Source organism: Massilia polaris (assembly GCF_012927275.1).
In the GTDB taxonomy this organism is placed as follows: domain Bacteria; phylum Pseudomonadota; class Gammaproteobacteria; order Burkholderiales; family Burkholderiaceae_D; genus Telluria_A; species Telluria_A polaris.
The window spans coordinates 20,985-41,647 of sequence record NZ_JABBGG010000012.1; the positions used below are offsets into that span (position 1 = coordinate 20,985).

The window sequence follows — 20,663 nt, forward strand, 5'->3', positions numbered from 1 at the left end:
ATCAGCCTTCCAGCAGCTTGGCCGCGACCTGCTGCGGCGCCAGGCCCGCGCTGGCCGCCGCAACCTGGCGTTCGCGCTCGAGGTTACGTTCCAGCTGCATTTTGCCGGCGTGGTACTGCTTTGGCCACGGCAGGCCGGCGTAGCCCAGTTTTGCGGTTTCGTGCAGCGTCCAGGCGGGATTGGCCAGGTGCGGCCGCGCGATCGCGCACAGGTCGGCGCGCCCGGATGCGATGATGCTGTTGGCGTGATCGGCCTCGAAGATCGCGCCCACCGCGATGGCCGGAATGCCGACTTCGTTGCGGATGCGGTCGGCGAACGGCGTCTGGAACATGCGGCCATAGACCGGCTTTTCCTTCTTGCTGACCTGGCCGGAAGAGACGTCGATCATGTCGGCGCCGGCTTCCTTGAACATGCGCGCCACCTGCACCGCGTCGTCCGGCGTAATGCCGCCTTCGACCCAGTCATGGGCGGACAGGCGCACGCTGATCGGCTTGTCCGCAGGCCAGGCGGCGCGGATGGCGGCGAACACTTCCAGCGGATAGCGGCAGCGGTTTTGCAGCGAACCGCCGTATTCGTCGGTGCGCTGGTTGGTCAGCGGGGAGATAAAGCTCGACAGAAAATAACCGTGCGCGCAGTGCAGTTCGAGCCAGTCGAAACCTGCTTTTTGCGCCTCGCCGGTGGCGCGCACAAAGTCGCTCCGGATGCGCTCCAGGTCCTCTCGGGACGCCTCGCGCGCGACTTGCGACACGCCTTCCAGGTACTGCTGGCTGGACGCCGAAACCAGCGGCCAGTTGCCTTCATCGAGCGGCAGGTCGCTGCCGTCCCATGCGCGCCGCGTCGATCCCTTGGCGCCGGCATGCCCGATCTGGATTGCGATCTTCGCATCGGTACTGTTGTGGAAGAAGTCGACGATGCGCTTCCATGCCGCCGTATGTTCGGGCGTGTACAGGCCCGGGCAGCCCGGCGTGATGCGCGCGTCGTCCGACACGCAGGTCATCTCGGCGAACACCATGCCTGCGCCGCCAAGCGCGCGGCTGCCAAGGTGCACCATGTGGAAGTCGCCGACCGTGCCGCCTTCCGCGGAATACTGCGCCATCGGCGACACCACGATGCGGTTTTTCAGCACCGTGCCGCGCAGGCGGAAAGGCGTGAGCATCGGCGGAATGCCGGCGGCATGGGCAGGCGCCGGCAAACCAGCCTGGTCGAACGCGCGCCCGGCGATCCATTCCTCGAAACGGCCGACGTAACCGGGGTCGCGCACGCGCAGGTTTTCATGCGACAGGCGCTGGCTGCGGGTCAGCATCGAGTATGCGAACTGCTCGGCCTCCATCGCCGTGTAGCGCTCGACGTTCTCGAACCACTCCATCGAATTGCGCGCGGCGCTTTGCAGCTTCAGCACTTCGACCGAGCGCAGCTTCTGGTAGCAGGCCATCACCTTGCCGATGCCGGCGCCGTCCTGCTGCGTGAAGCAGCGCGCCAGCTCGATCGCATCCTCCAGCGCCAGCTTGGTGCCGGAACCGATCGAGAAATGCGCCGTGTGCGCGGCGTCGCCCATCAGCACGACCGGCACGCGGCGGCCCTCGATGGTGTTCCACTGCACCCATTCTTCGCAGACGATGCGCGGGAACTTGATCCACATCGCCGAGCCGCGCAGGTGCGATGCATTGCTGAGCAGGGGATTTCCGTCGAGGTATTTGGCGAACAGCTTTTCGCAGAAGGCGATGCCCTCCTCCTGGCTCATTTCGTCCAGGCCGGACTTGCGCCACACTTCTTCCGGCGTCTCGATGATGAAGGTCGAGGTGTCGCCGTCGTACTGGTAGCAGTGGGCCTGGAACCAGCCATGCTCGGTCTGTTCGAAGGCGAAGGTGAAGGCGTCGAATTTTTTCCTGGTGCCGAGCCAGACGAAACGGCAGTGGCGGGTGTCGATGTCGGGACGGTAGGTCTCGACGTAGCGCGCACGCACGCGGCTATTGAGGCCGTCGCAGGCGACCACCAGGTCGGCGCCATACTCGGCGGCGATGGCCTGGTCGTCGGCCACATCGGTCTCGAATACCAGCCGCACGCCGAGTTCTTCGCAGCGGGCCTGCAGGATGTTCAGCAGTCGCTTGCGGCCGATGCCGCAGAATCCGTGTCCGCCGGAGGTGATCGTGCGGCCTTTGAAATGGACGTCGATGTCGTCCCAGTGGTTGAACGACTGCAGGACGGTGCGGGCGGTCTGCTCGTCGGCGGCCACCAGGTTGCCCAGCGTCTGGTCGGAGAACACGACGCCCCAGCCGAACGTGTCGTAAGGACGGTTGCGCTCAATGACGGTGACTTCGTGCGACGGGTCCTGCTTCTTCATCAGCAGGGCGAAATACAGGCCAGCCGGGCCGCCGCCTATGCACACTATCTTCATCAGATTTGCTCCGTCATCGTTCGGGTTACCAGCGAGTATATTACATGTTTAAATAGTTTAAGTCTAAACGAAAGCAAGGATGTCCATGCTGGTCAGGCGAAGCGCGACTGATATTCGCTTGGTAGCACGCCCAGTTGGCTTGCGAAGGCGCGACGCAGGTTGTACTCGCTTCCAAAGCCGCTCCGCCGTGCGGCGTGCTTTACCGTCATGCCGGGCTGCTCCAGCAGGCCGCACGCGACTTCCATGCGCAGCCGCGACAGCAGCTGGCCCGGTGTGAGGTCGACCTCGTCGCGCAGCTTGCGGTGCAGCGAGCGTAACGACAGCGCGCAGGCCGCCGCCATCTGCACGACATCGACATGCTGATGCAGGCGCGGACGCAGCCATGATGTCAGTTGGGCGCTGACGCCGCCGGCCGCGGATTGCGCCATCAGTTCTGAACTGAACTGGCGCTGTCCGCCCGAGCGTTTCAGGAAGAGGACCATTCGTTTGGCGACGGCCAGCGCCCTTTCGCGGCCAAGGTCATCTTCCACGAGACTCAACGCCAGATCCATGCCTGCGCTGATGCCAGCCGAGGTATGGAACTTTCCGTCCTGGATGTGGAGGGCATCCGCATGAACCTGGAGCTGCGGAAACTCGGAACGCAGTGCCGCCACATCAGCCCAATGGGTGACGGCGCGCCGCCCTTCAAGCAGGCCGGCGCGCGCCAGCACGAAGCAGCCAGTGCACACCGAGCAACAGCGCGCCGCTGCCGTTCCACTCTTGGCGACCCAGCGCAGTACGGCGCGGTCGTTCGGCTTCGCCACCGACGGAAGGTCATCCACACGTCCGCCTGAAACGATGAGCGTTGCGCCGGCCAGGCTTCGGCGCGGCAGCGGTCCGGCCAACAGGCTTATGCCTGCCGACGACGCGACCGCGCTGCCGCCCGCCGCGATCAGGTGAATGCGGTAAGGCGCCGTCAGGCCGCTGTCGCGCGCTTCGTCGTTCGCGGTGGAAAAGACCTGAATGGGTCCGGTAGCATCAAGCAGCAGGAAGTTTGGGAATACCCGTACCCAGACATCGATGGGAAGCGAGGTGTTTGCGCGCATATTGGCAGATATTCATCCATAGCTGTCATTTCTGTCAACTGCTTCGCCTATATGATGGCGCCTCAATTATTTGAGGCGGATCACACTATGCCAGCAAGGATTTCCCACCACGCCGTTTGCATCGCCAGCGCCTTTGCGCTTGCGGGCGGCGCCAGCGCTGCAAACGTGCCGCTACCCCACGGTTGCGATCCTGCAGGCGCAGGCGCGGTGGCGGCACCCGCAAGCTACCCTGCCGCCCTGGCATTTCCGCCGGTCCAGTTACAGATGCGTACGCCGCTTGAGCCAACGGTGCTCCCGAGCGCGGGCCGGAATTACCTTGTCTATGAGGTGCATTTCCAAAATTTCGCGACCGACGCCATGACGCTGCGCGGCATCCAGGTCTTCGACGCCGATAAAACCAACGGCGAGCCCCTTGCGGAAATTAAGGAAGCGCAGCTGGATGCGCGCCTGCGCAGGATCACGATCGGCGACCACGCGGGCGATAAGCGCAAGCTGGGAATTGGCCAGGGCGCCGTCGCGTTCCTGTGCCTGGCATTCGACAGCAAGGTGCCGGTGCCGGCAAGGTTGCGCCACCGCGCGCTGCTCGATGGGGCCGCCGCGGATGGTCCTGCGATCGGCACGCTTGCAACGCCACTTCGTGTGCTGGGGCGGCCGCTGGCAGGTACCAACTGGAGCCCGGACAATAATCCGAGCCTGCATTCGCATCACCGGATGGGACTGTGGGTCGTCGAAGGTATCGCGCAGGTTTCGCGCCGCTATGCATTCGATTGGAAGAAGTACGACAAACAGGGCAAGTCCTGGTCCGGCGACCAGCGCGATGTGCGTTCGTATTACGCGTACGGCGAGAAGACTGTGGCGGTCGCGGACGGTACCGTTGTCGTCGCACAGGATGGATACCCGGACAATATTCCACGTACTCCAGCAGGATTCGAGCCGGCGGTACCGGTTACGATGGAATCGGTCGCGGGCAATCGCGTCGTCATCGACATCGGAGGCGGGCATTTTGCCTATTACGCCCACCTGCAGCCCGGCAGCGTCCGCGTGAAGGCCGGTGACCGCGTCAAGCGCGGTCAGTGGCTCGCGCAAGTTGGTAATTCAGGCGATGCGCGCCAGCCGCACTTGCACTTCCAGCTGACGAACAATCCTGACGTCATGGCCAGCGAGGGCCTGCCGCACCTGTTCGATCAGTACCGAATGAAAGCCAAAGACGGGGCATCGGAGTCCCGTACGCGCGAGTATCCGATGGGAGACGTTGTAGTCGATTTCGATTAAAGCGACTTGCGCAGGGCGACCGGCGGGATCTTCAGGGCTTCGCGGTACTTCGCCACCGTGCGGCGGGCGATCACCATGCCCTGCTCGCCCAGCATGTCGGCGATCTTGCTGTCCGACAGAGGGCACTTCGGGTCTTCCGCGCTGGCCAGCTGGACGATCAGCGCGCGGATCGCGGTGGACGAAGCCTCGCCGCCCGCATCGGTCGCGACGTGGCTGCCGAAGAAGTACTTCAGTTCGAACATCCCGTGCGGGGTCATCATGTATTTTTGCGTGGTCACGCGCGAAATCGTGCTTTCGTGGAGCCCCAGCGTATCGGCGATCTCGCGCAGCACCAGCGGACGCATCGCAACCGCGCCGTGCGAGAAGAAATTACGCTGGCGTTCAACAATGGCCTGAGACACGCGCAAAATCGTATCGAAACGCTGGCGCATGTTCTTGATCAGCCATTTGGCTTCCTGCAGCTGCGTGTTGAGCTGCCCTTCGACCTTGCCCTGCCGGAGCAGGTTCGCGTACATGCTGTTCACCCGCAGGCGCGGCATGACGTCGTTGTTCAAAGTGACCACCCAGCCTGTGCGCGCGCGCCGCACGATCACGTCCGGCACCACGAAATCGGACACGCCGCCGCCATACGCGACGCCCGGATGCGGGTTGCACTGGCGGATGACGGCCTGCGCTTCACGCAGGTCTTCGTCGTCGCAGTCGAGGGCTTTTTTCAGCTTGTTGAATTCGCGCTGGGCGAACCAGGTCAGGTGCTTCTCGACGATGGCCAGCGCCATGCGCCGCGTCACCATCGGCACACCCTGCATGCGGCGAATCTGCAGCGCCAGGCACTCGGATGCGTTGCGCGCGCCGACGCCGATCGGGTCGAGGCTTTGCACCAGCGACAGCGCCGTCACCAGTTCATCGATCTCGATGTCGAGTTCCGGCGGCATGCGCGAGTGGATTTCTTCCAGCGCTTCTTCGAGGTAGCCGTTGTCGTCGAGCGCGTCGATGATCAGTTCGACCAGCGCGCAGTCGCGCGGCGTCAGGCAGGTCACGCGGACCTGCTCCATCAGGTGCTCGCGCAGCGTGGTCGCGCTGGCCTCCAGCTGGGGACGCGAATCCTCGTCGTCGGGCGCCTTGCCGCTGCCAACGTCGCCCCAGTCGCCGTCGCCCTCGCCTTCACCGGCGACGCTGGCGACTTCAGGGCTGTCGAAGGTTTCGCCTTCAGCCGCCGGAGCGGCCTCCTGCGCGCCGGGCTCGGTCGGCGTTTCGGCAGGGCTGGCGGTGTTGATGGCTCCGTCGGCAAGCAGGCGCACCGACTGGTCGAGCGGATCGTCGAGGCGTTCGAGCAGGGGATTGTCCGACAGCGCCTGCTCTATCTCCTGGTGCAATTCGAGCGTCGACAGCTGCAGCAGCCGGATCGACTGCTGCAGCTGGGGCGTAAGCGCAAGGTGCTGCGACGTCCGTAATTGCAGGGTTTGTTTCATGACTTACATCCGGAAGTGTTCGCCAAGGTAGACGCGCCGCACCGACTCGTCAGCAATGATGTCGTCCGGCCGGCCAGAGGCAAGCACGGCGCCCTGGTTGATGATGTAGGCGCGGTCGCAGATGCCCAGCGTTTCACGGACATTATGGTCGGTGATCAGCACGCCGATCTTGCGCTCCTTCAGGAAGCGTACGATGCGCTGGATTTCGATCACGGCGATCGGGTCGACCCCGGCAAACGGTTCGTCGAGCAGCACGAAGCGCGGATTGGTCGCCAGCGCGCGCGCGATCTCGACGCGGCGGCGCTCGCCGCCCGACAGCGACATCGCCTGATTCTCGCGCAGCTTTTCGATCTGCAGGTCGGCCAGCAATGCGTCGAGGCGTTTCTCGATCTCGTCCTTCGACAGCGGCTTGCCGTCGACCTTCTGCAGTTCGAGCACGGCGCGGATATTGTCTTCCACGGTCAGCTTGCGGAACACCGACGCTTCCTGCGGCAGGTAGGACAGGCCGAGCGTGGCGCGCCGGTGGATCGGCAGGCTGGAGATATCGACGCCGCTGATGTCGATCGAGCCGGCGTCCGACGGCACCAGGCCGACGATCATGTAGAACGAGGTGGTCTTGCCGGCGCCGTTAGGCCCGAGCAGACCCACCACTTCACCGCACTCGACCTGCAGCGACACGTCGCGCACCACAAGGCGCTTGCCGTAGCTCTTTTGCAGGCCGCGTACGATCAGGGTGCTGCCGCACTTTTGCTCTTCCATTGTCTTATTTTCCTGGCGTGGCCGGCGTTGGCGGCTTGTTCGATGGCTGGATCACCATCCGGACGCGGCCCGCGCCTGGCGTGCTACCGCCGGCTGCAGTGTTCTCGACAGTGAAGTATTCCTTGCGGCTGTCGTACGAAATGAACGGGCCTTCGACTTCGTCGGTCACGCGACTACCTTCGAGGCGCGCCAGCTTGGCCTTCGAGAACAGCTTGACCGCTTCCGTCTTGTTGTCGTATTCGATGCGTTCGGCCTGGCCTTCGACCCACAGGTCGCCACCGTCACGCTTCTGGCGAAAGGTCGCGACGGCGCCCGGCGCCGCAGTGAAGACGACGAACTGGTAACCTTCCGGGTCTTCGCGCAAGACTGCCAGGCCGGCCTTCATTACCAAGGTGCCGCGGGTGAGGATCACATTGCCTTTCAGCGTGCGAATCTGCTTGACATCGTCAAACGACGCCTCATCGGCGAAAATCTCGGTCGGCTTGTTCGAATCGGCCTTCTCGGCGAGCGCGGTACCTGCGACGATGCCGCACAGCGCGATAAACAGCAGGATTTTCTTCATGTCGGTTGCTCGCTTATTGTATTTTTTTAGTTATTGGCGCGGCGGATAAACAATCCGCACGCGGCTGGTCACATTCACCTGGCGGGTCGTATTGTCGACGAACAGGCCGGTGCCGGTCATGGTCGTGCCGCCCGACACCACCTCGACCGGCTGGTCGGTCTTCATCTGGTCATCGTCCACGAAAACAGTCAGCGCCTGCGTGCGCATGCGCATCGGCTTGGCGGTGGCGGTCGCCTTGCGGTCGATGTCGACGTCGCCCATCAGGTGCACCTGCGTATTGCCATGGTCGACGCGCGCGCGCTTGGCGCGGATCGTCGTCGGCGGCACGCCTTCGCCGATGCTCTGGACCAGCGGCTTGTCGATTTCCGCGGTGTCGTCGACCGGCCGGTGCGTCAGCTTGTCGCCCGAGACGATGTAGCGCGGCTGCCCGGCCGGCGACATGCGCACGACGCTGAAGCGCTCGACGATGTAGTCAGGCTCGTTCTTGAGCGCGTCGGAGCTGAGTCCCGGGTCGCTTTCCATCAATTGCGCCAGCCAGAAGCTGCCGAAGGCGACGAAGGCCGCGGCCATCATGATGGCCGTGAGCTTCCAGCGGTGGGCGGTTCGCTTGTGATGTTGGCGCAGCACGGTAATTTACGCGAAATACGGCGCAAGCGCCTGTTCGTAGGTGCCCTGCGCGCGCATGACCATGTCGCATACCTCGCGCACCGCCCCGCGCCCGCCGTTGGCGCGCGTGACGTAGTGGGCGCGGTGCTGCACTTCGGCGTGCCCGCCCGGGACCGCGACGGCAAAGCCGACCTGCAGCAGCAGCGGCAGGTCGATCACGTCGTCGCCGATGTAGCCGCACTGGCCGGCCGTGACGCCGGTTTCTTCCAGCAGCGATTTGAAGGCGATGCGCTTGTCGTGGATGCCCTGGTAGACGTGGGTGATGCCCAGGTCGGCCGCGCGCCTGACCACGATCGGCGACTTGCGCGCGCTGATGATCGCGGTCTTCACGCCGGTCTTGTTCAGCAGCTGGATGCCGAGGCCGTCGAGCACGAAGAAGGTCTTGGTGACTTCGCCGTCGGCGCCGTAGGTCAGGCTGCCGTCGGTCAGCACGCCGTCGACGTCGAAAATCATCACCTTGACGGCCGCGGCACGGCGCATGTGTTCGAGCTCGCGCATCAGATCACCTTGGCGCGGGTGAGGTCGTGGATATGCAGCGCGCCGACCAGCTTGCCGTCGGCGTCCACCACCAGCATCTGGTTGATGCGGAATTCTTCCATGATCGCGACCGCGTCCACGGCCAGCTGCTCCGGATGCACGGTGTGCGGGCTGGCGTGCATGACGTCGCGGATCGTGACCTTGGTGAAGTCCTGCACCTTGTCGAGCATGCGGCGCAGGTCGCCGTCGGTGAACACGCCGGCCGGGCGGCCGGCGGCGTCGACGATGGCGGTCATGCCCATGCCCTTCTGGGTGATTTCGAACAGCGCGGCCGACAGCGGCACGTCGGCCGTCACCATCGGAATCGCGTCGCCGCTGCGCATGACGTCGCGCACGTGGGTCAGCAGGCGGCGGCCGAGCGCACCGCCCGGATGGGAGCGCGCAAAGTCTTCTTCGCGGAAGCCGCGCGCGTCGAGCAGCGCGACGGCCAGCGCGTCGCCCAGCGCCAAGGTCACCGTGGTGCTGGCGGTCGGCGCCAGGTTCAGCGGGCAGGCCTCTTTCTCCACAGCAATATTCAGGTGCACATCGGCCAGTTGCGCCAGGCTCGACTGTGGGTTACCTGTCATCGCGATCAGCGGCGCGCCCATGCGCTTGACGATCGGCAAGATCGACAGCAGCTCGGCCGCTTCGCCGGAGTAAGAAATTGCAATAAATGCATCTTCCGACGTCACCATGCCGAGGTCGCCGTGGGCCGCTTCGGCGGGGTGCACGAACATCGCCGGGGTGCCGGTCGAGGCCAAGGTCGCCGCGATCTTGCGGGCGATGTGGCCGGATTTTCCGATGCCCGACACCACCACGCGGCCGCTGCAGCCGAGCAGCATGCCGACCGCGCGGCCGACGCTGTCGTCATCAAGCAGGCGGGCATGGACGGCGCGCAGCGCGTCGGCCTCGATGTCGATCGTCTCGCGCGCCAGGTCCATCGCGCGCCGGAGGGCGGTGTTGTCAAAAGCTTTCAGCATTGTTTTTTCATGGGTTACACTCATGCTGGAAGTATAAACGAATTGCGAAAGCAAAAAACTTGCCAGACGCAACAAACAACGATTTCGCCATGAAGGGCCGCAGGCAAGCATGTATTCAGGACTGGAACTGACCCTTCTATTACTTGGCAGCGCCGTCCTCGGCGTGGTCGCGTTCCGCATGCTGCACCTGCCCCCGATGCTGGGCTACCTGGCGGTCGGCATCCTGATCGGGCCGCATGCCCTCGGCCTGGCCGAAAACGACCATACCACCCATACGCTGGCCGAATTCGGCGTGGTGTTCCTGATGTTCTCGATCGGCCTCGAATTCTCGCTGGCGCAGCTGAAAGCGATGCGGCGGGTGGTGTTCGGCCTCGGCATGGCGCAGGTCGTATTGACGATCGTCGGCGCCATGCTGTTCGGCTGGCTGGCCTCGACCCAGCTTCCCGGCAATTTCGGGATCAGCTGGCAGGCCTCGTTCGCGCTCGGCGGCGCGCTGGCCATGTCGTCGACCGCCATCGTGGTCAAGATGCTGACCGAACGGCTCGAACTCGAAAGCCCGCATGGCCGCAAGATCATCGGCATCCTGCTGTTCCAGGACCTGGCCGTGGTGCCCTTGCTGATCCTGATCCCGTCGCTGGGCAAGCCGCCCGAGGTGCTGATGGAGACGCTGGCCTGGGCCGCCGTCAAGGCGGTGATCGTGCTGGTGCTGCTGCTGTTCATCGGCCAGAAGCTGATGCGGCGCTGGTTCTCGATCGTCGTCAGGCGCCGCTCGCAGGAGCTGTTCATGCTCAACCTGCTGCTGATCACGCTGGGCGCGGCATGGATCACCGAGCAGGCCGGGTTGTCAATGGCGCTGGGCGCGTTCGTCGCCGGCATGCTGATCTCCGAAACCCAGTACAAGCACCAGGTGGAAGAGGACATCAAGCCGTTCCGCGACGTGCTGCTTGGCCTGTTCTTCATCACCGTCGGCATGCTGCTCAATGTACAGCTGGTGTTCGACAACCTGGGGCTAGTGCTGGTGCTGACCGTCATCCCGGTGATGCTCAAGTTTGCCCTGATCGCGCTGCTGGCCAAGTGGTTCGGCGCCTCCGACGGCGTCGCCATGCGTACCGGCCTGGGGCTGGCGCAGGCGGGCGAATTCGGCTTCGTTTTGCTGACGCTGGCCGCTGGCGCCAAGCTGCTCGACCCGTTCATGATCCAGCTGGTGCTGGCCTCGATGGTGCTGTCGATGCTGATCGCGCCCTTCCTGATCGAGAAGTCGGACCGGATCGTGATGAAGGTGGCGTCCAACGAATGGATGATGCAGTCGCTGCAGCTGACCCAGATCGCGACCCGCACGATGGCCGCGCAAAAGCACGTGATCATCGCCGGCTTCGGCCGCAGCGGCCAGAGCCTGGCCACTTTGCTGACCGATGAAAAAGTGCCCTACCAGGCGCTCGACCTCGACCCGGAGCGGGTGCGCGAAGCGCAGTCGGCCGGCGCCAACGTGTCGTATGGCGACGCCGCGCGGCGCGAAAGCCTGGTCGCCGCCGGTATCTACCGCGCCAGCGCGATGGTGATCGCTTACGCCAACACCGCGTCGGCGCTGAAGATCCTGCACCAGGTGCACGAACTGGCCCCGTCCCTGCCCGTCATCGTGCGCTGCCACGACGATTCGGAACTGGACGTATTGAAGAAAGCCGGCGCCACCGAGGTGGTGCCCGAGTCGCTCGAGGCGAGCCTGATGCTGGCGTCGCACGCGATGGTGATGATGGGCGTGCCGCTGCGGCGCGTGGTGCACCGGGTGCAGTCGGTGCGCGACGAACGCTACGCCTCGATGCGCGGCTATTTCCATGGCATGTCCGACGCCGCCGACGATCCCGAACACCTGTTCGTGCGCCTGCATTCGGTGCCGCTGGCCGAAGGGGCAGGCTCGATCGGCAAGCGCATCGGCGACCTGGAACTGGACGAGATTGGCGCCGAGGTGGCGGCGCTGCGGCGCGGCCGCGAACGCATTGAAGCCACGCGCGAGTCGCTGCTGGCCGAGGGCGATGTGGTAGTGGTGCGCGGCTCCGCGGAAGCGGTTACCCGCGCCGAAGGCCGCCTGCTGAACTAGTCGAACGACACCACGCGGTTGCGGCCTTCCGCCTTGGCCTGGTACAGGGCCGTGTCGGCATGCGCCACCAGCTGGTGCGCCACGCCTTCGATGGCGTGGTCGCGCTCGAAGTCTTCCAGGGTCGCGACGCCAATCGACACAGACAGCGGGAGCTGGCCGCCGGTCGACAGGTGGAACGGCTGGCTGGCAACGCTGTGGCGGATGCGCTGCGCCACCGCGACGGCGCTCTCCAGGTCGGCGTCGATCAGCAGCACGACAAACTCCTCGCCGCCGAAACGCCCCAGCGCGTCGGACATGCGCAGCTCGTTCTTGATGCGGGTCGCCACCTCGCGCAGCACCTCATCGCCGCCCTGGTGGCCGACCGTGTCGTTGACCTGCTTGAAGTGGTCGATATCGATGTACATGCACGAGATGCGATAGGCCTGGCGGCGCGCACGCGCGATCTCTTCGATCAGGCGGCGGTCGATGTAGCGGCGGTTGTAGACGCCGGTCAGCGAATCGGTCAGGCCGATGTACTTCAACATCTCATTGCTGATGACGTTCTCGAGGCAGATCGCGATGATCGACGCCATGTGCTCGACGAAGTCGGTGCCCAGCGCCGGCGTGAAGCGGGTCGGATCGAGGCTGCCGAGGTTCAGGCTGCCGATCAGGCGGCGGTTGCGCAGCAGCGGAACCAGCGCGATGCTTTGCAGGCCGGCCGGCGGGTTCGGGAACATCGCCGCGTGCAGCACCGGCGAATAAGGCCCGAGCAGCGGCTTGGGCGGGCCTGTCAGGGCCGCGCTGCGCGACGGGACGAAGCCAAGCGCCGCCTCGGTGGCGACGAAATGCAGCTGGGGGAATTCGCCGAAGTCCACGCCCAGCACGTTCATCACGGTCTGGATGTCGGCTTCTTCGTCGACCAGGCTGAGGGTGACGATATCGAGTTCGGAGATCACCGGCAGGCTGCGGAAGATCGCGGTGACCAGCTTGGGGAAGTTGTCGCAGCCGACGATCTCGAGGTCGAAGGCCTGGTGGCGGCGCATGATCTCGTGGTTGCGTTCGGCCTGCTCCATCAGGTACGCCATGCGCGCGCGCAGGGACTCGTTTTCCGTCATCAGCTCGTTCGTCGTTGGGCCCGAATCGTGCATGGCGCTCCTTCCCGCAATAGTTAAACTCGCGCCATCTTACCCGAACGGGCTCGGGCCGGTCAGAATGCCAGGCTGGCTGCGACCTGCTGGCCGACGAACAGGCGCTCGCCCTCGCCCTTTGTCACGATGCAGTTCATGCCGAAGCAGACGGCGTCGTCCAGCTGCGGCTTCTTGCGGAAGGACTGCAGGATGTCGAGCGGATCGGGGCCCGCCACGCCGGTGGCCTGGTCGACCGACGGGATCGGGCAGCGCGGGCACGGCTTGACGGGTTTCAGGGCGGCGTCGCCCGCGCTGAAGGTGTCGACGTAGTCTTCCTCGTACGGCTCGAGGCCGTCGATGACGACATTCGGGCGGAAGCGGTCCATCGGCAGCGCCTCGCGCCCTGCCGCCACCAGCTTGCCGTTCAGGTCAGCCAGCGACGCCGAACCGATCACCAGCACCGGGTAGCCGTCCGCGAACAAGGTCGGCGCCTGCACGCCGCCGGTCCATTTGGTGCTGGCGAAGCGTTTTGCGCTGGCATGGAAACGCACCAGCCGGCACGGCGCGCCGATCACCTGCGAGAACCAGGTCGCGGTGGTTTCGTCGCAATCGTAGGCCAGCACGGTGTCATCCCACAGCTTCACTTCGCGCAGCACTTCGTTTTCCGGCGCGGGCAGGTCGAGCGGGATTTCAAGGCGCAGCATGCCGGGCGCGCGCAGCTCGATCGTGTCGAGCCTGATGCGCGGTGCGACCAGCGCCAGCCGCGGATGCTCGCGCTGGGTCAGGAACTGGCCGTGCTCGTCCACCACCATCCATTCGCGGTCGTAGACATTGTCGACCGACAGCCCGGCAGTGGTCAGCGTGGCCTGGCGCACCGAGATGCCGGCGCAGGACTTGATTGGATAAAGGACGAGTTCAGAGATAACCGGCATTGCGCGTACTATAATTTTTATATGGGGCCGCCAGTATCGCACCAATCGGCCGCCGGATATGAACCAGCTTGAATATATCGCCATGCGGTGGACTCGATTCCGGCCATTTTTGCCGTCACCATGGACCCGTTTATCGTGTTCACTTCCAACGTGTTTGCCATCCTCGGCTTGCGCGCGCTGTACTTCCTGCTGGCAAATGTCGCCGACCGCTTCCACCTGCTGCGCTATGGCCTCGCGATGGTACTCATCTTCATCGGCAGCAAGATGCTGATCATGCCGTGGTTCCATGTGCCGGTGGCGGCGTCGCTGCTGGTCGTGGCGATGCTGATCGGCGCCAGCGTGGTGGCGAGCCTGCTTGTCACGCGCAAGTAATAAGCGCAAGCTTGGCACAGCATTCCTTCAATCGCCGCTGGAGGCCGCCATGGAGAAAATCTGGTTCAAGAGCTATCCGCCCGGAGTTCCGGAAGAAATTAATCCCGACCAGTTCGCGTCGTTGAACGAGCTGATGGCCTGGTGCTGCGCCCGATACCGCGAGCATCCGGCCTTCAGCAACCAGGGCGCGACCATCAACTGGGGCCGGCTTGATGTTCTGTCGCGCAACTTCGCCGCCTACCTGCAGCATGGCATTGGCTTGCACAAGGGCGACCGGGTCGCGATCATGCTGCCCAACCTGCTGCAATATCCCGTCGTGATGTTCGGCGCGCTCCGTGCGGGATGCACCGTAGTCAACGTCAACCCGCTCTACACGGCGCGCGAACTGCAGCACCAGCTCAGCGACTCGGGCGCCGTCGCCATCGTTGTGCTCGACAACTTCGCCCACACGTTTGAACAGGTCCAGGCCAACACGTCAGTGCGGCACGTGGTCACCACCCAGGTCGGCGACATGCTGCATTTTCCCAAGGCGCAAATCGTCAACCTCGTCGTCAAGCATGTCAGGCACATGGTGCCGGAGTGGCACATCAATGGGGCGGTGTCGCTGTCCGACGCCCTGAACCGCGGCGAGGCGCTGGCTTTCGACGAGGTGACGCTGGCCGGTTCCGATACGGCCTTCCTGCAGTACACCGGCGGAACTACCGGCGTACCGAAGGGCGCGGTGCTTACCCATCGGAACATCGTGGCGAATGTGGAGCAGACGACGGCGTGGGTTGGCGGCGCACTGGACGAAGGCCGGGAGGTCGCCATCATTCCCTTGCCGCTGTACCACATCTTCGCGCTGACATTGACACTGACCCTGTGCCGGCTTGGCGCGAACAATGTGCTGGTGACTAATCCGCGCGACATTCCGGCGTTTGTGAAGGAACTGAAGCACACCCGCTTCAGCGTGTTGATCGGCGTGAATACGCTGTTCAACGCCCTGCTCAATACGCCGGAGCTGCGCCAGGTGGACGCCAGCGCCGTCAAGCTGGTGGTCGCCGGCGGCATGGCGCTGCAACGCTCAGTGGCAGAGCGCTGGCAGCAGCTGTTCGGCGTCGCCATCGTCGAGGGCTACGGGCTCACCGAGACCTCCCCCGTGGTCTGCGCCAACCCGCCGAGCCTCAACAAGTTCACCGGTAGCATCGGCCTGCCGATCCCTTCGACCGAGGTCGCCCTGCTCGATGACTTCGGCAAGGAAGTTCCCGTCGGCGAGGCAGGCGAGATTTGCGTGCGCGGGCCGCAGGTGATGCCGGGCTACTGGAACATGCAGGACGAGACCGCAAAGATATTCACGAGCGACGGCTGGCTGCGCACCGGGGATATCGGGGTCATGGACGAGCGCGGCTACTTCCGGCTGATCGACCGCAAGAAAGACGTGATTGTCGTTTCAGGGTTCAAGGTGTTCCCGAACGAAGTCGAGGACGTTGTCGCGATGCATCCGGGCGTGTTCGAGGTGGCCGCCGTGCGCATGCGCGACGAACACTCGGGCGAGGCGGTGAAGATCGTTGTGCTCAGGCGCGATCCGGAGCTGACTGCGGAAGCGTTGCTGGAACATTGCCGCAAGAACCTGACCGGCTACAAGGTGCCGAAAGAGGTGTCGTTCCGCACCGAGCCGTTGCCGAAATCGCCGGTCGGAAAAATACTGCGGCGCGTCGTGATGGAGGAAGAGGAGAAAAATTCCGCCGCCACGGCGCATGGCTGACCGGATCAGTCGCGCGAATAGATGGCAGCCGACTTCTCGCCCTGCTCCGTTGCGATGCGGGTGGCGAGGCCCGCGTGCGCACGGTTGGCAAGTTCGCGGCAAGCCTCAGCGTTGATGAAAGGATTCTGCGAGTCCGATTTGGCCGCGCGCTTTTCCATCATGCCCGACGCGCCGGGATGGGTTGTCAGCAACACGTCGCATTTGAGCGCCGCGATCTTGTCGATGCTGGCTTTGAACAGCTTGGACACATCGGGCGCGCCCTTGCCGCCCGAATAGCGGTAATCGCCCAGGGAGACCGCCGTCAGGCTATCGGCGTACACGACGTCGAGGCATTTCGCTCCGTCGCAGGACTGCCAGGTCCATGAGGTGCTGCCCGGCGTGTGGCCAGGCGTCATGTGCGCGGTGACGGCGATGGCGCCGGCCTTCAGCACCTCGCCATCGGCCACTTCCCTTACCTTCGCGACCTTCGGAAAATGGTCCGGCTTCGCTGCGGCGAATTGCGGATCATCCTTGCCGATGGTGCCGTCCTTCAGCACCTGCGCGCCGTGGGCGCTGGTCGCGACAATCGCCCCGCTCGCCTTCTGCAGGGCCGCGATTCCGCCAGCATGGTCGATGTGCGCATGGGAATTGAGGATCAGCTTGATGTCCTCGACGCGGAAGCCAAGCTCCCGGATGTTCTTCTCGATAAACGGCGCGGACTCCGGCACTGCGCCGTCGAGCAGGACGTGGCCTTGCGGGCTGGTGATCAGGATCGCCGACAGTTCTTTAGTGCCGACATACCAGGTGTTGCCGAACACCTTGAACGGCTGCTGCGGGTCGTTCCATGCGGCCGATGCCGGGCCGCCAATTGCCAATACCGTTGCCAGTGCCAGGGTCGCCGCTTTTGCCATCGTTGTTGCCTCCATGCTGTTGAGAAGTGTAAGTTTTCGGCATTATAGACAGAATGAAAAAGCCCCCGGGGACATGCTCGCGCAGAGGTCCTACCGGGGGCTCAATTTGTTGCAGGATCAACCGCCCTGCAAACTGTTCTGACGATTTATACGTTGAACAGGAAATTCAGAACGTCGCCATCCTTGACCACGTATTCCTTGCCTTCAGCGCGCATCTTGCCCGCTTCCTTCGCGCCGGTTTCGCCCTTGAAAGTGATGAAGTCGTCGAACGCGATGGTCTGGGCACGGATGAAGCCGCGCTCGAAGTCGGTGTGGATCACGCCGGCTGCTTGCGGGCCGGTGTCGCCGACGTGAATGGTCCATGCGCGCACTTCCTTCACGCCTGCGGTGAAGTAGGTTTGCAGGCCAAGCAGCTTGAACGCGCCGCGGATCAGGCGGTCGAGGCCTGGCTCGTCCATGCCCATGTCGGCCAGGAAGGCGTGCTTGTCTTCGTCGTCCAGGTCGGCGATTTCCGCTTCAATCGCAGCGCAGATGGCGACGATCGGCGCGTTCTGGGACTTGGCGTATTCGGTCAGCTGGTCCAGCAGCGGGTTGTTCTTGAAGCCGGTGTCGGACACGTTGGCCACGTACATCGCAGGCTTGGCGGTAATCAGGCACAGCGGCTTGATGATGGCCATTTCTTCGTCGCTCAGGCCCATCGCGCGGACTGGCTGCGCGTCGTTCAGTTGCGGCATGATGCGCTCAAGCAGGGACACCAGCTTGGCCGCATCCTTGTCGCCCGAACGTGCCTTCTTCTGCTCGCGGTGGATTGCTTTCTCGACGGCGGTCATGTCGGCCAGCGCCAGCTCGGTCTGGATGACGGCGATGTCGTCCAGCGGGCTGACCTTGCCGGAGACGTGGATCACGTTGTCATCTTCGAAGCAGCGCACGACGTTGACGATCGCGTCGGTCTCGCGGATGTGCGCCAGGAACTGGTTGCCCAGGCCCTCGCCCTGCGACGCGCCGGCCACCAGGCCCGCGATGTCGACGAACTCGACGATGGCGTTGACGATACGTTCAGGCTTGACGATGTCCGACAGCTGCTTCAGGCGCGGATCCGGCACTTCGACCACGCCGACGTTCGGCTCGATCGTGCAGAACGGATAGTTCTCAGCCGGGATGCCGGCCTTGGTCAGGGCGTTGAACAGGGTGGACTTGCCGACGTTAGGCAGGCCGACGATGCCGCATTTGAGACTCATGGGAAGACTTTCTAATTCGATTGACGGTGGCGATCCGCGCGCGGATGCGCCTTAACCCCACATTGTAACCCGCGAAGCCGCTGTTAGCCGCAAAAAGCGCGGCGTTAGCAGCTTGACAGCGATCGCGCGACTCACATCGACTTGACCCGAGCGATGTCAGGCTTGGCCGCGAACGCAGCCAGTTCATCACGCAACCGTTGCCCTTCCGACATCGCGATCTTCCAGTTGCGGATGCGTTCGTCGTGGTTGAGGCCGTAGTACTTGAAGTCCTTGCGGTCAGGCAGCTTGCCCAGTGGAAGTGTGCGCAGGAACTCGCGGGTCGGCGCGACGATGACGACATTGTCGAGCCAGCCGCGGTTGGGTCCGCGTGCTGCGCGCCGCCACGGCAAGCTTTTGTCGAGCCAGCCGGGAACGATATGCTCCGTGAAGTGCGGATACAGGACCAGCGATCCGTTCACCGAACCGTTTGCCAGCCGCGAGTATGGCAGCGCCAGGTGGTAGTCAATGATGCCGCCATCCCAGTAAGCACCGCCAGGCGCCCCGGCGATGTCACGCACCGGCTTCATGATCAGCGGCAGGGTTCCGGACGCGAGGAGCGCCGATGCGAGGTTGCCCTTGTCGAGGTGCGAAAAATGCGTGGTGAACGAATCGAACTTTTCGCGTAGCCAAGGCGAAACGTCGCGGCTGTCGCCCACCACGACGCGCTCCAGCATGTGGGCAAGCCGGTCGCGCGAGGTGAAGTTGAGCAGCGATGCGGCGGCAAAGCCGCGCATTTCCGCGCGCGGGTGCGCCGGCGAGGCCAAACCGCGCAAGCCGCGTACCGTCAGCATGTTCAGCCGGTAATGCGGATGATTCAGGATTTCTTCCTCGCGCCCGCCGATAAATTCACGCAGCAAGTTCTGGCAGACGTCGTCGATTTCCTGCTGGGTCGGCTTGGCCGTGTAGCGCTGGCCGCAGTAGAGGTCGCCGAGTCGTTCAAATGCGCCGACAGGATCGGACTGGCAGGCAGCAGCCATGCGCCAGGCGCCGATGGACGATCCGATCAACGTCCGTTCGCGCGGCGCGGACGGCAGCCAGCTGCCGAACATCCATTGGTCCAGCGCCTGGAAAATCAGCCCTTTGGCTCCGCCCGCCGCCGCCGGGACGACGGCAATATCTTGTGGCTGAAGGCCGTACTTGCTGATGTGCTCAAGGGCGCACGGGCCTGCATGGAAGGAAAGTGCGTTCATCAGATTTGCTCCGAGACACCTCGTCCTTCAGGACGAGGTGTAAAAGAAGACGACTGCGAATAGCGCAGCAATTCGGGCGCCGTAAAACGACATGCCGCAGCAGTCGATGCCTTGGTTTTAAGAGTGGAACCATGGCCGACGATTGCTGTCGAACCTGGATGAAACTGGTTTACCGCTATCGCGTAAAGTCGCTGACCGGCTTGCTGAACAAGCAGGCAAGGACAGTCAACTTCGTGTGGAACTACTGCAACGACAGACAGAAGGATGCGCTGCGTTTCGGTCGCCGCTGGCATACCGGTTTTGACCTGATCAAGCTCACCACGGGGTGCAGCAAGGAGCTTGGCCTTCACTCGGGTACGGTCAACGACGTATGCCAGCAGTACGCCAAGTCGCGCTCCCAGTCGCGCCGGCCCTACCTTCGCTATCGCGGCAGGAAGTCGCTGGCCTGGGTGCCGTTGAAAGGACGTGAACTGAAACGCGAAGGCAATGCCTTCCGCTTCGCCGGCAATACCTTCCGCGTCTTCCATTCGCGCGCGCTGCCCGAGGGCAAAATCACCGACGGGACCAACTTCTCGCGCGACCGGCGCGGCAACTGGTTCCTCAATATCGTCCTTGACGTACAGGAGCCGCCTGCCCGCTTGCCGGTGCGCGGTGTGGGAATCGACCTTGGCCTGAAAGACTTGGCCACACTGAGCGATGGCAGCCGCATTGCGGCGCCACACATCTACCGTGCCAGCGAGGCGGCGCTGGCGGTGGCCCAGCGCGCGCGTAAGAAGAAGCGGGGCGCGGCGATCCACGCACGGATTGCCAATCGCCGCCGCCATTACCTGCACACCTGCACCAGCGCCATCGTCGCTGCGTTCGACTATATCGTGGTTGGAAATATCAATGCAGCGGCGCTCGCCAGGACCAGCATGGCGAAGTCCGTCTACGATGTCGGCTGGTCGTCCTTCCGAGCACAACTGGCGTACAAGGCTGTTAAGCATGGCGCCTGGTTTGAAGAAGTGAATGAGAGCTTTACCACCCAGATCTGCTCGGATTGCGGCGCTGTTCCGGATTCCAGGCCGAAAGGTATCGCAGACCTTGGAATAAGGGAATGGTGTTGCTGTGATTGCGGAGCGGTACATGATCGTGATCTCAATGCTGCGCTAAACATTCTCCGTCGCGGACGTGCGACGCTAGCTGTAGGAATCCCCGACGTTTAGGTCGGGGAGGACGTCAATCAAGGATTATCGCGGCTGCGGGGAATATCGTCTAGCAAACGGCGCGCCTGCTATCGGTGCTATATTGGCAAACATCCGGCCATTCATTCGCCCCGCATGTGCAGCGATCAACCGGTCTTCCAGGCAGCCG

General features: G+C 63.8%; 17 protein-coding genes and 1 pseudogene. 5 read left to right on the plus strand and 13 right to left on the minus strand.

Annotated elements, in window-relative coordinates:
• Position 1 precedes the first annotated feature (1 nt).
• On the minus strand, positions 2–2,395 hold the full coding sequence (locus tag HHL21_RS18225; protein WP_169468519.1) for a bifunctional salicylyl-CoA 5-hydroxylase/oxidoreductase: 2,394 nt from the start codon (positions 2,393–2,395) through the stop codon (positions 2–4).
• A 92-nt stretch (positions 2,396–2,487) separates the two neighbouring features.
• On the minus strand, positions 2,488–3,480 hold the full coding sequence (locus tag HHL21_RS18230) for a GlxA family transcriptional regulator (protein ID WP_169468521.1): 993 nt from the start codon (positions 3,478–3,480) through the stop codon (positions 2,488–2,490).
• 87 nt (positions 3,481–3,567) lie between these two features.
• Here HHL21_RS18230 and HHL21_RS18235 point away from each other — a divergent pair, with 87 nt between their 5' ends.
• Positions 3,568–4,752, plus strand: coding sequence for a murein hydrolase activator EnvC family protein (locus tag HHL21_RS18235; RefSeq protein ID WP_169468523.1), 1,185 nt, complete (start codon positions 3,568–3,570; stop codon positions 4,750–4,752).
• Here the strand turns inward: HHL21_RS18235 and HHL21_RS18240 are convergent.
• Genes HHL21_RS18240 through HHL21_RS18265 form a run of 6 tightly spaced genes read right to left on the minus strand, consistent with a single transcriptional unit; the run spans position 4,749 to position 9,704 of the window.
• On the minus strand, positions 4,749–6,221 hold the full coding sequence (locus HHL21_RS18240; RefSeq protein ID WP_169468526.1) for an RNA polymerase factor sigma-54: 1,473 nt from the start codon (positions 6,219–6,221) through the stop codon (positions 4,749–4,751). The genes HHL21_RS18235 and HHL21_RS18240 overlap by 4 nt on opposite strands.
• A gap of 3 nt (positions 6,222–6,224) precedes the next feature.
• Positions 6,225–6,980: an LPS export ABC transporter ATP-binding protein gene (gene lptB, locus HHL21_RS18245; RefSeq protein ID WP_169468528.1), complete on the minus strand. Its 756-nt coding sequence runs from the start codon at positions 6,978–6,980 to the stop codon at positions 6,225–6,227.
• A gap of 4 nt (positions 6,981–6,984) precedes the next feature.
• Entirely contained in the window at positions 6,985–7,542 is a 558-nt protein-coding gene (gene lptA / locus HHL21_RS18250) for a lipopolysaccharide transport periplasmic protein LptA (RefSeq protein ID WP_169468530.1), read from the minus strand.
• A gap of 30 nt (positions 7,543–7,572) precedes the next feature.
• Positions 7,573–8,169 (minus strand): LPS export ABC transporter periplasmic protein LptC, encoded by a 597-nt coding sequence (gene lptC / locus HHL21_RS18255; protein WP_370659757.1) that lies wholly within the window; start codon positions 8,167–8,169, stop codon positions 7,573–7,575.
• A gap of 6 nt (positions 8,170–8,175) precedes the next feature.
• The gene (locus tag HHL21_RS18260) at positions 8,176–8,706 is read right to left on the minus strand and encodes a KdsC family phosphatase (RefSeq protein ID WP_169468532.1); all 531 of its coding nucleotides are present in this window, start codon (positions 8,704–8,706) and stop codon (positions 8,176–8,178) included.
• Positions 8,706–9,704 (minus strand): KpsF/GutQ family sugar-phosphate isomerase, encoded by a 999-nt coding sequence (locus HHL21_RS18265; protein ID WP_206085890.1) that lies wholly within the window; start codon positions 9,702–9,704, stop codon positions 8,706–8,708. Before HHL21_RS18265 ends, HHL21_RS18260 begins: the two co-directional genes overlap by 1 nt.
• 109 nt (positions 9,705–9,813) lie before the next feature.
• Here HHL21_RS18265 and HHL21_RS18270 point away from each other — a divergent pair, with 109 nt between their 5' ends.
• Positions 9,814–11,799 carry a monovalent cation:proton antiporter family protein gene (locus HHL21_RS18270; protein ID WP_169468535.1) on the plus strand — a complete coding sequence of 662 codons (1,986 nt, stop codon included), beginning with the start codon at positions 9,814–9,816 and terminating at the stop codon, positions 11,797–11,799.
• On the opposite strand, the gene HHL21_RS18275 is transcribed toward HHL21_RS18270, so the two are convergent.
• Both HHL21_RS18275 and HHL21_RS18280 read right to left on the minus strand, forming a co-directional pair.
• Positions 11,796–12,926 (minus strand): GGDEF domain-containing protein, encoded by a 1,131-nt coding sequence (locus HHL21_RS18275; protein WP_169468538.1) that lies wholly within the window; start codon positions 12,924–12,926, stop codon positions 11,796–11,798. The two genes, HHL21_RS18270 and HHL21_RS18275, sit on opposite strands and share 4 nt — an antisense overlap.
• Before the next feature lie 59 nt (positions 12,927–12,985).
• Complete coding sequence (locus HHL21_RS18280; protein ID WP_169468539.1) at positions 12,986–13,837, minus strand: MOSC domain-containing protein; 852 nt, start codon at positions 13,835–13,837, stop codon at positions 12,986–12,988.
• Positions 13,838–13,921: 84 nt separating this feature from the next.
• Here HHL21_RS18280 and HHL21_RS18285 point away from each other — a divergent pair.
• A pseudogene (locus HHL21_RS18285) lies at positions 13,922–14,209 on the plus strand (TerC family protein); the annotation flags it as partial.
• 49 nt (positions 14,210–14,258) lie between these two features.
• Entirely contained in the window at positions 14,259–15,953 is a 1,695-nt protein-coding gene (locus HHL21_RS18290) for an AMP-binding protein (protein ID WP_169468541.1), read from the plus strand.
• Positions 15,954–15,958: 5 nt separating this feature from the next.
• On the opposite strand, the gene bla is transcribed toward HHL21_RS18290, so the two are convergent.
• The 3 genes from bla to HHL21_RS18305 form a co-directional block, all read right to left on the minus strand.
• The gene (bla, locus tag HHL21_RS18295) at positions 15,959–16,843 is read right to left on the minus strand and encodes a subclass B3 metallo-beta-lactamase (protein WP_169468543.1); all 885 of its coding nucleotides are present in this window, start codon (positions 16,841–16,843) and stop codon (positions 15,959–15,961) included.
• A 146-nt stretch (positions 16,844–16,989) separates the two neighbouring features.
• On the minus strand, positions 16,990–18,081 hold the full coding sequence (gene ychF / locus HHL21_RS18300) for a redox-regulated ATPase YchF (protein ID WP_169468545.1): 1,092 nt from the start codon (positions 18,079–18,081) through the stop codon (positions 16,990–16,992).
• Positions 18,082–18,212: 131 nt separating this feature from the next.
• On the minus strand, positions 18,213–19,310 hold the full coding sequence (locus HHL21_RS18305) for a patatin-like phospholipase family protein (RefSeq protein ID WP_169468547.1): 1,098 nt from the start codon (positions 19,308–19,310) through the stop codon (positions 18,213–18,215).
• Positions 19,311–19,468: 158 nt separating this feature from the next.
• On the opposite strand from HHL21_RS18305, the gene HHL21_RS18310 reads away from it, so the two are divergent.
• Complete coding sequence (locus HHL21_RS18310; protein WP_169468550.1) at positions 19,469–20,515, plus strand: RNA-guided endonuclease InsQ/TnpB family protein; 1,047 nt, start codon at positions 19,469–19,471, stop codon at positions 20,513–20,515.
• Positions 20,516–20,663 lie beyond the last annotated feature (148 nt).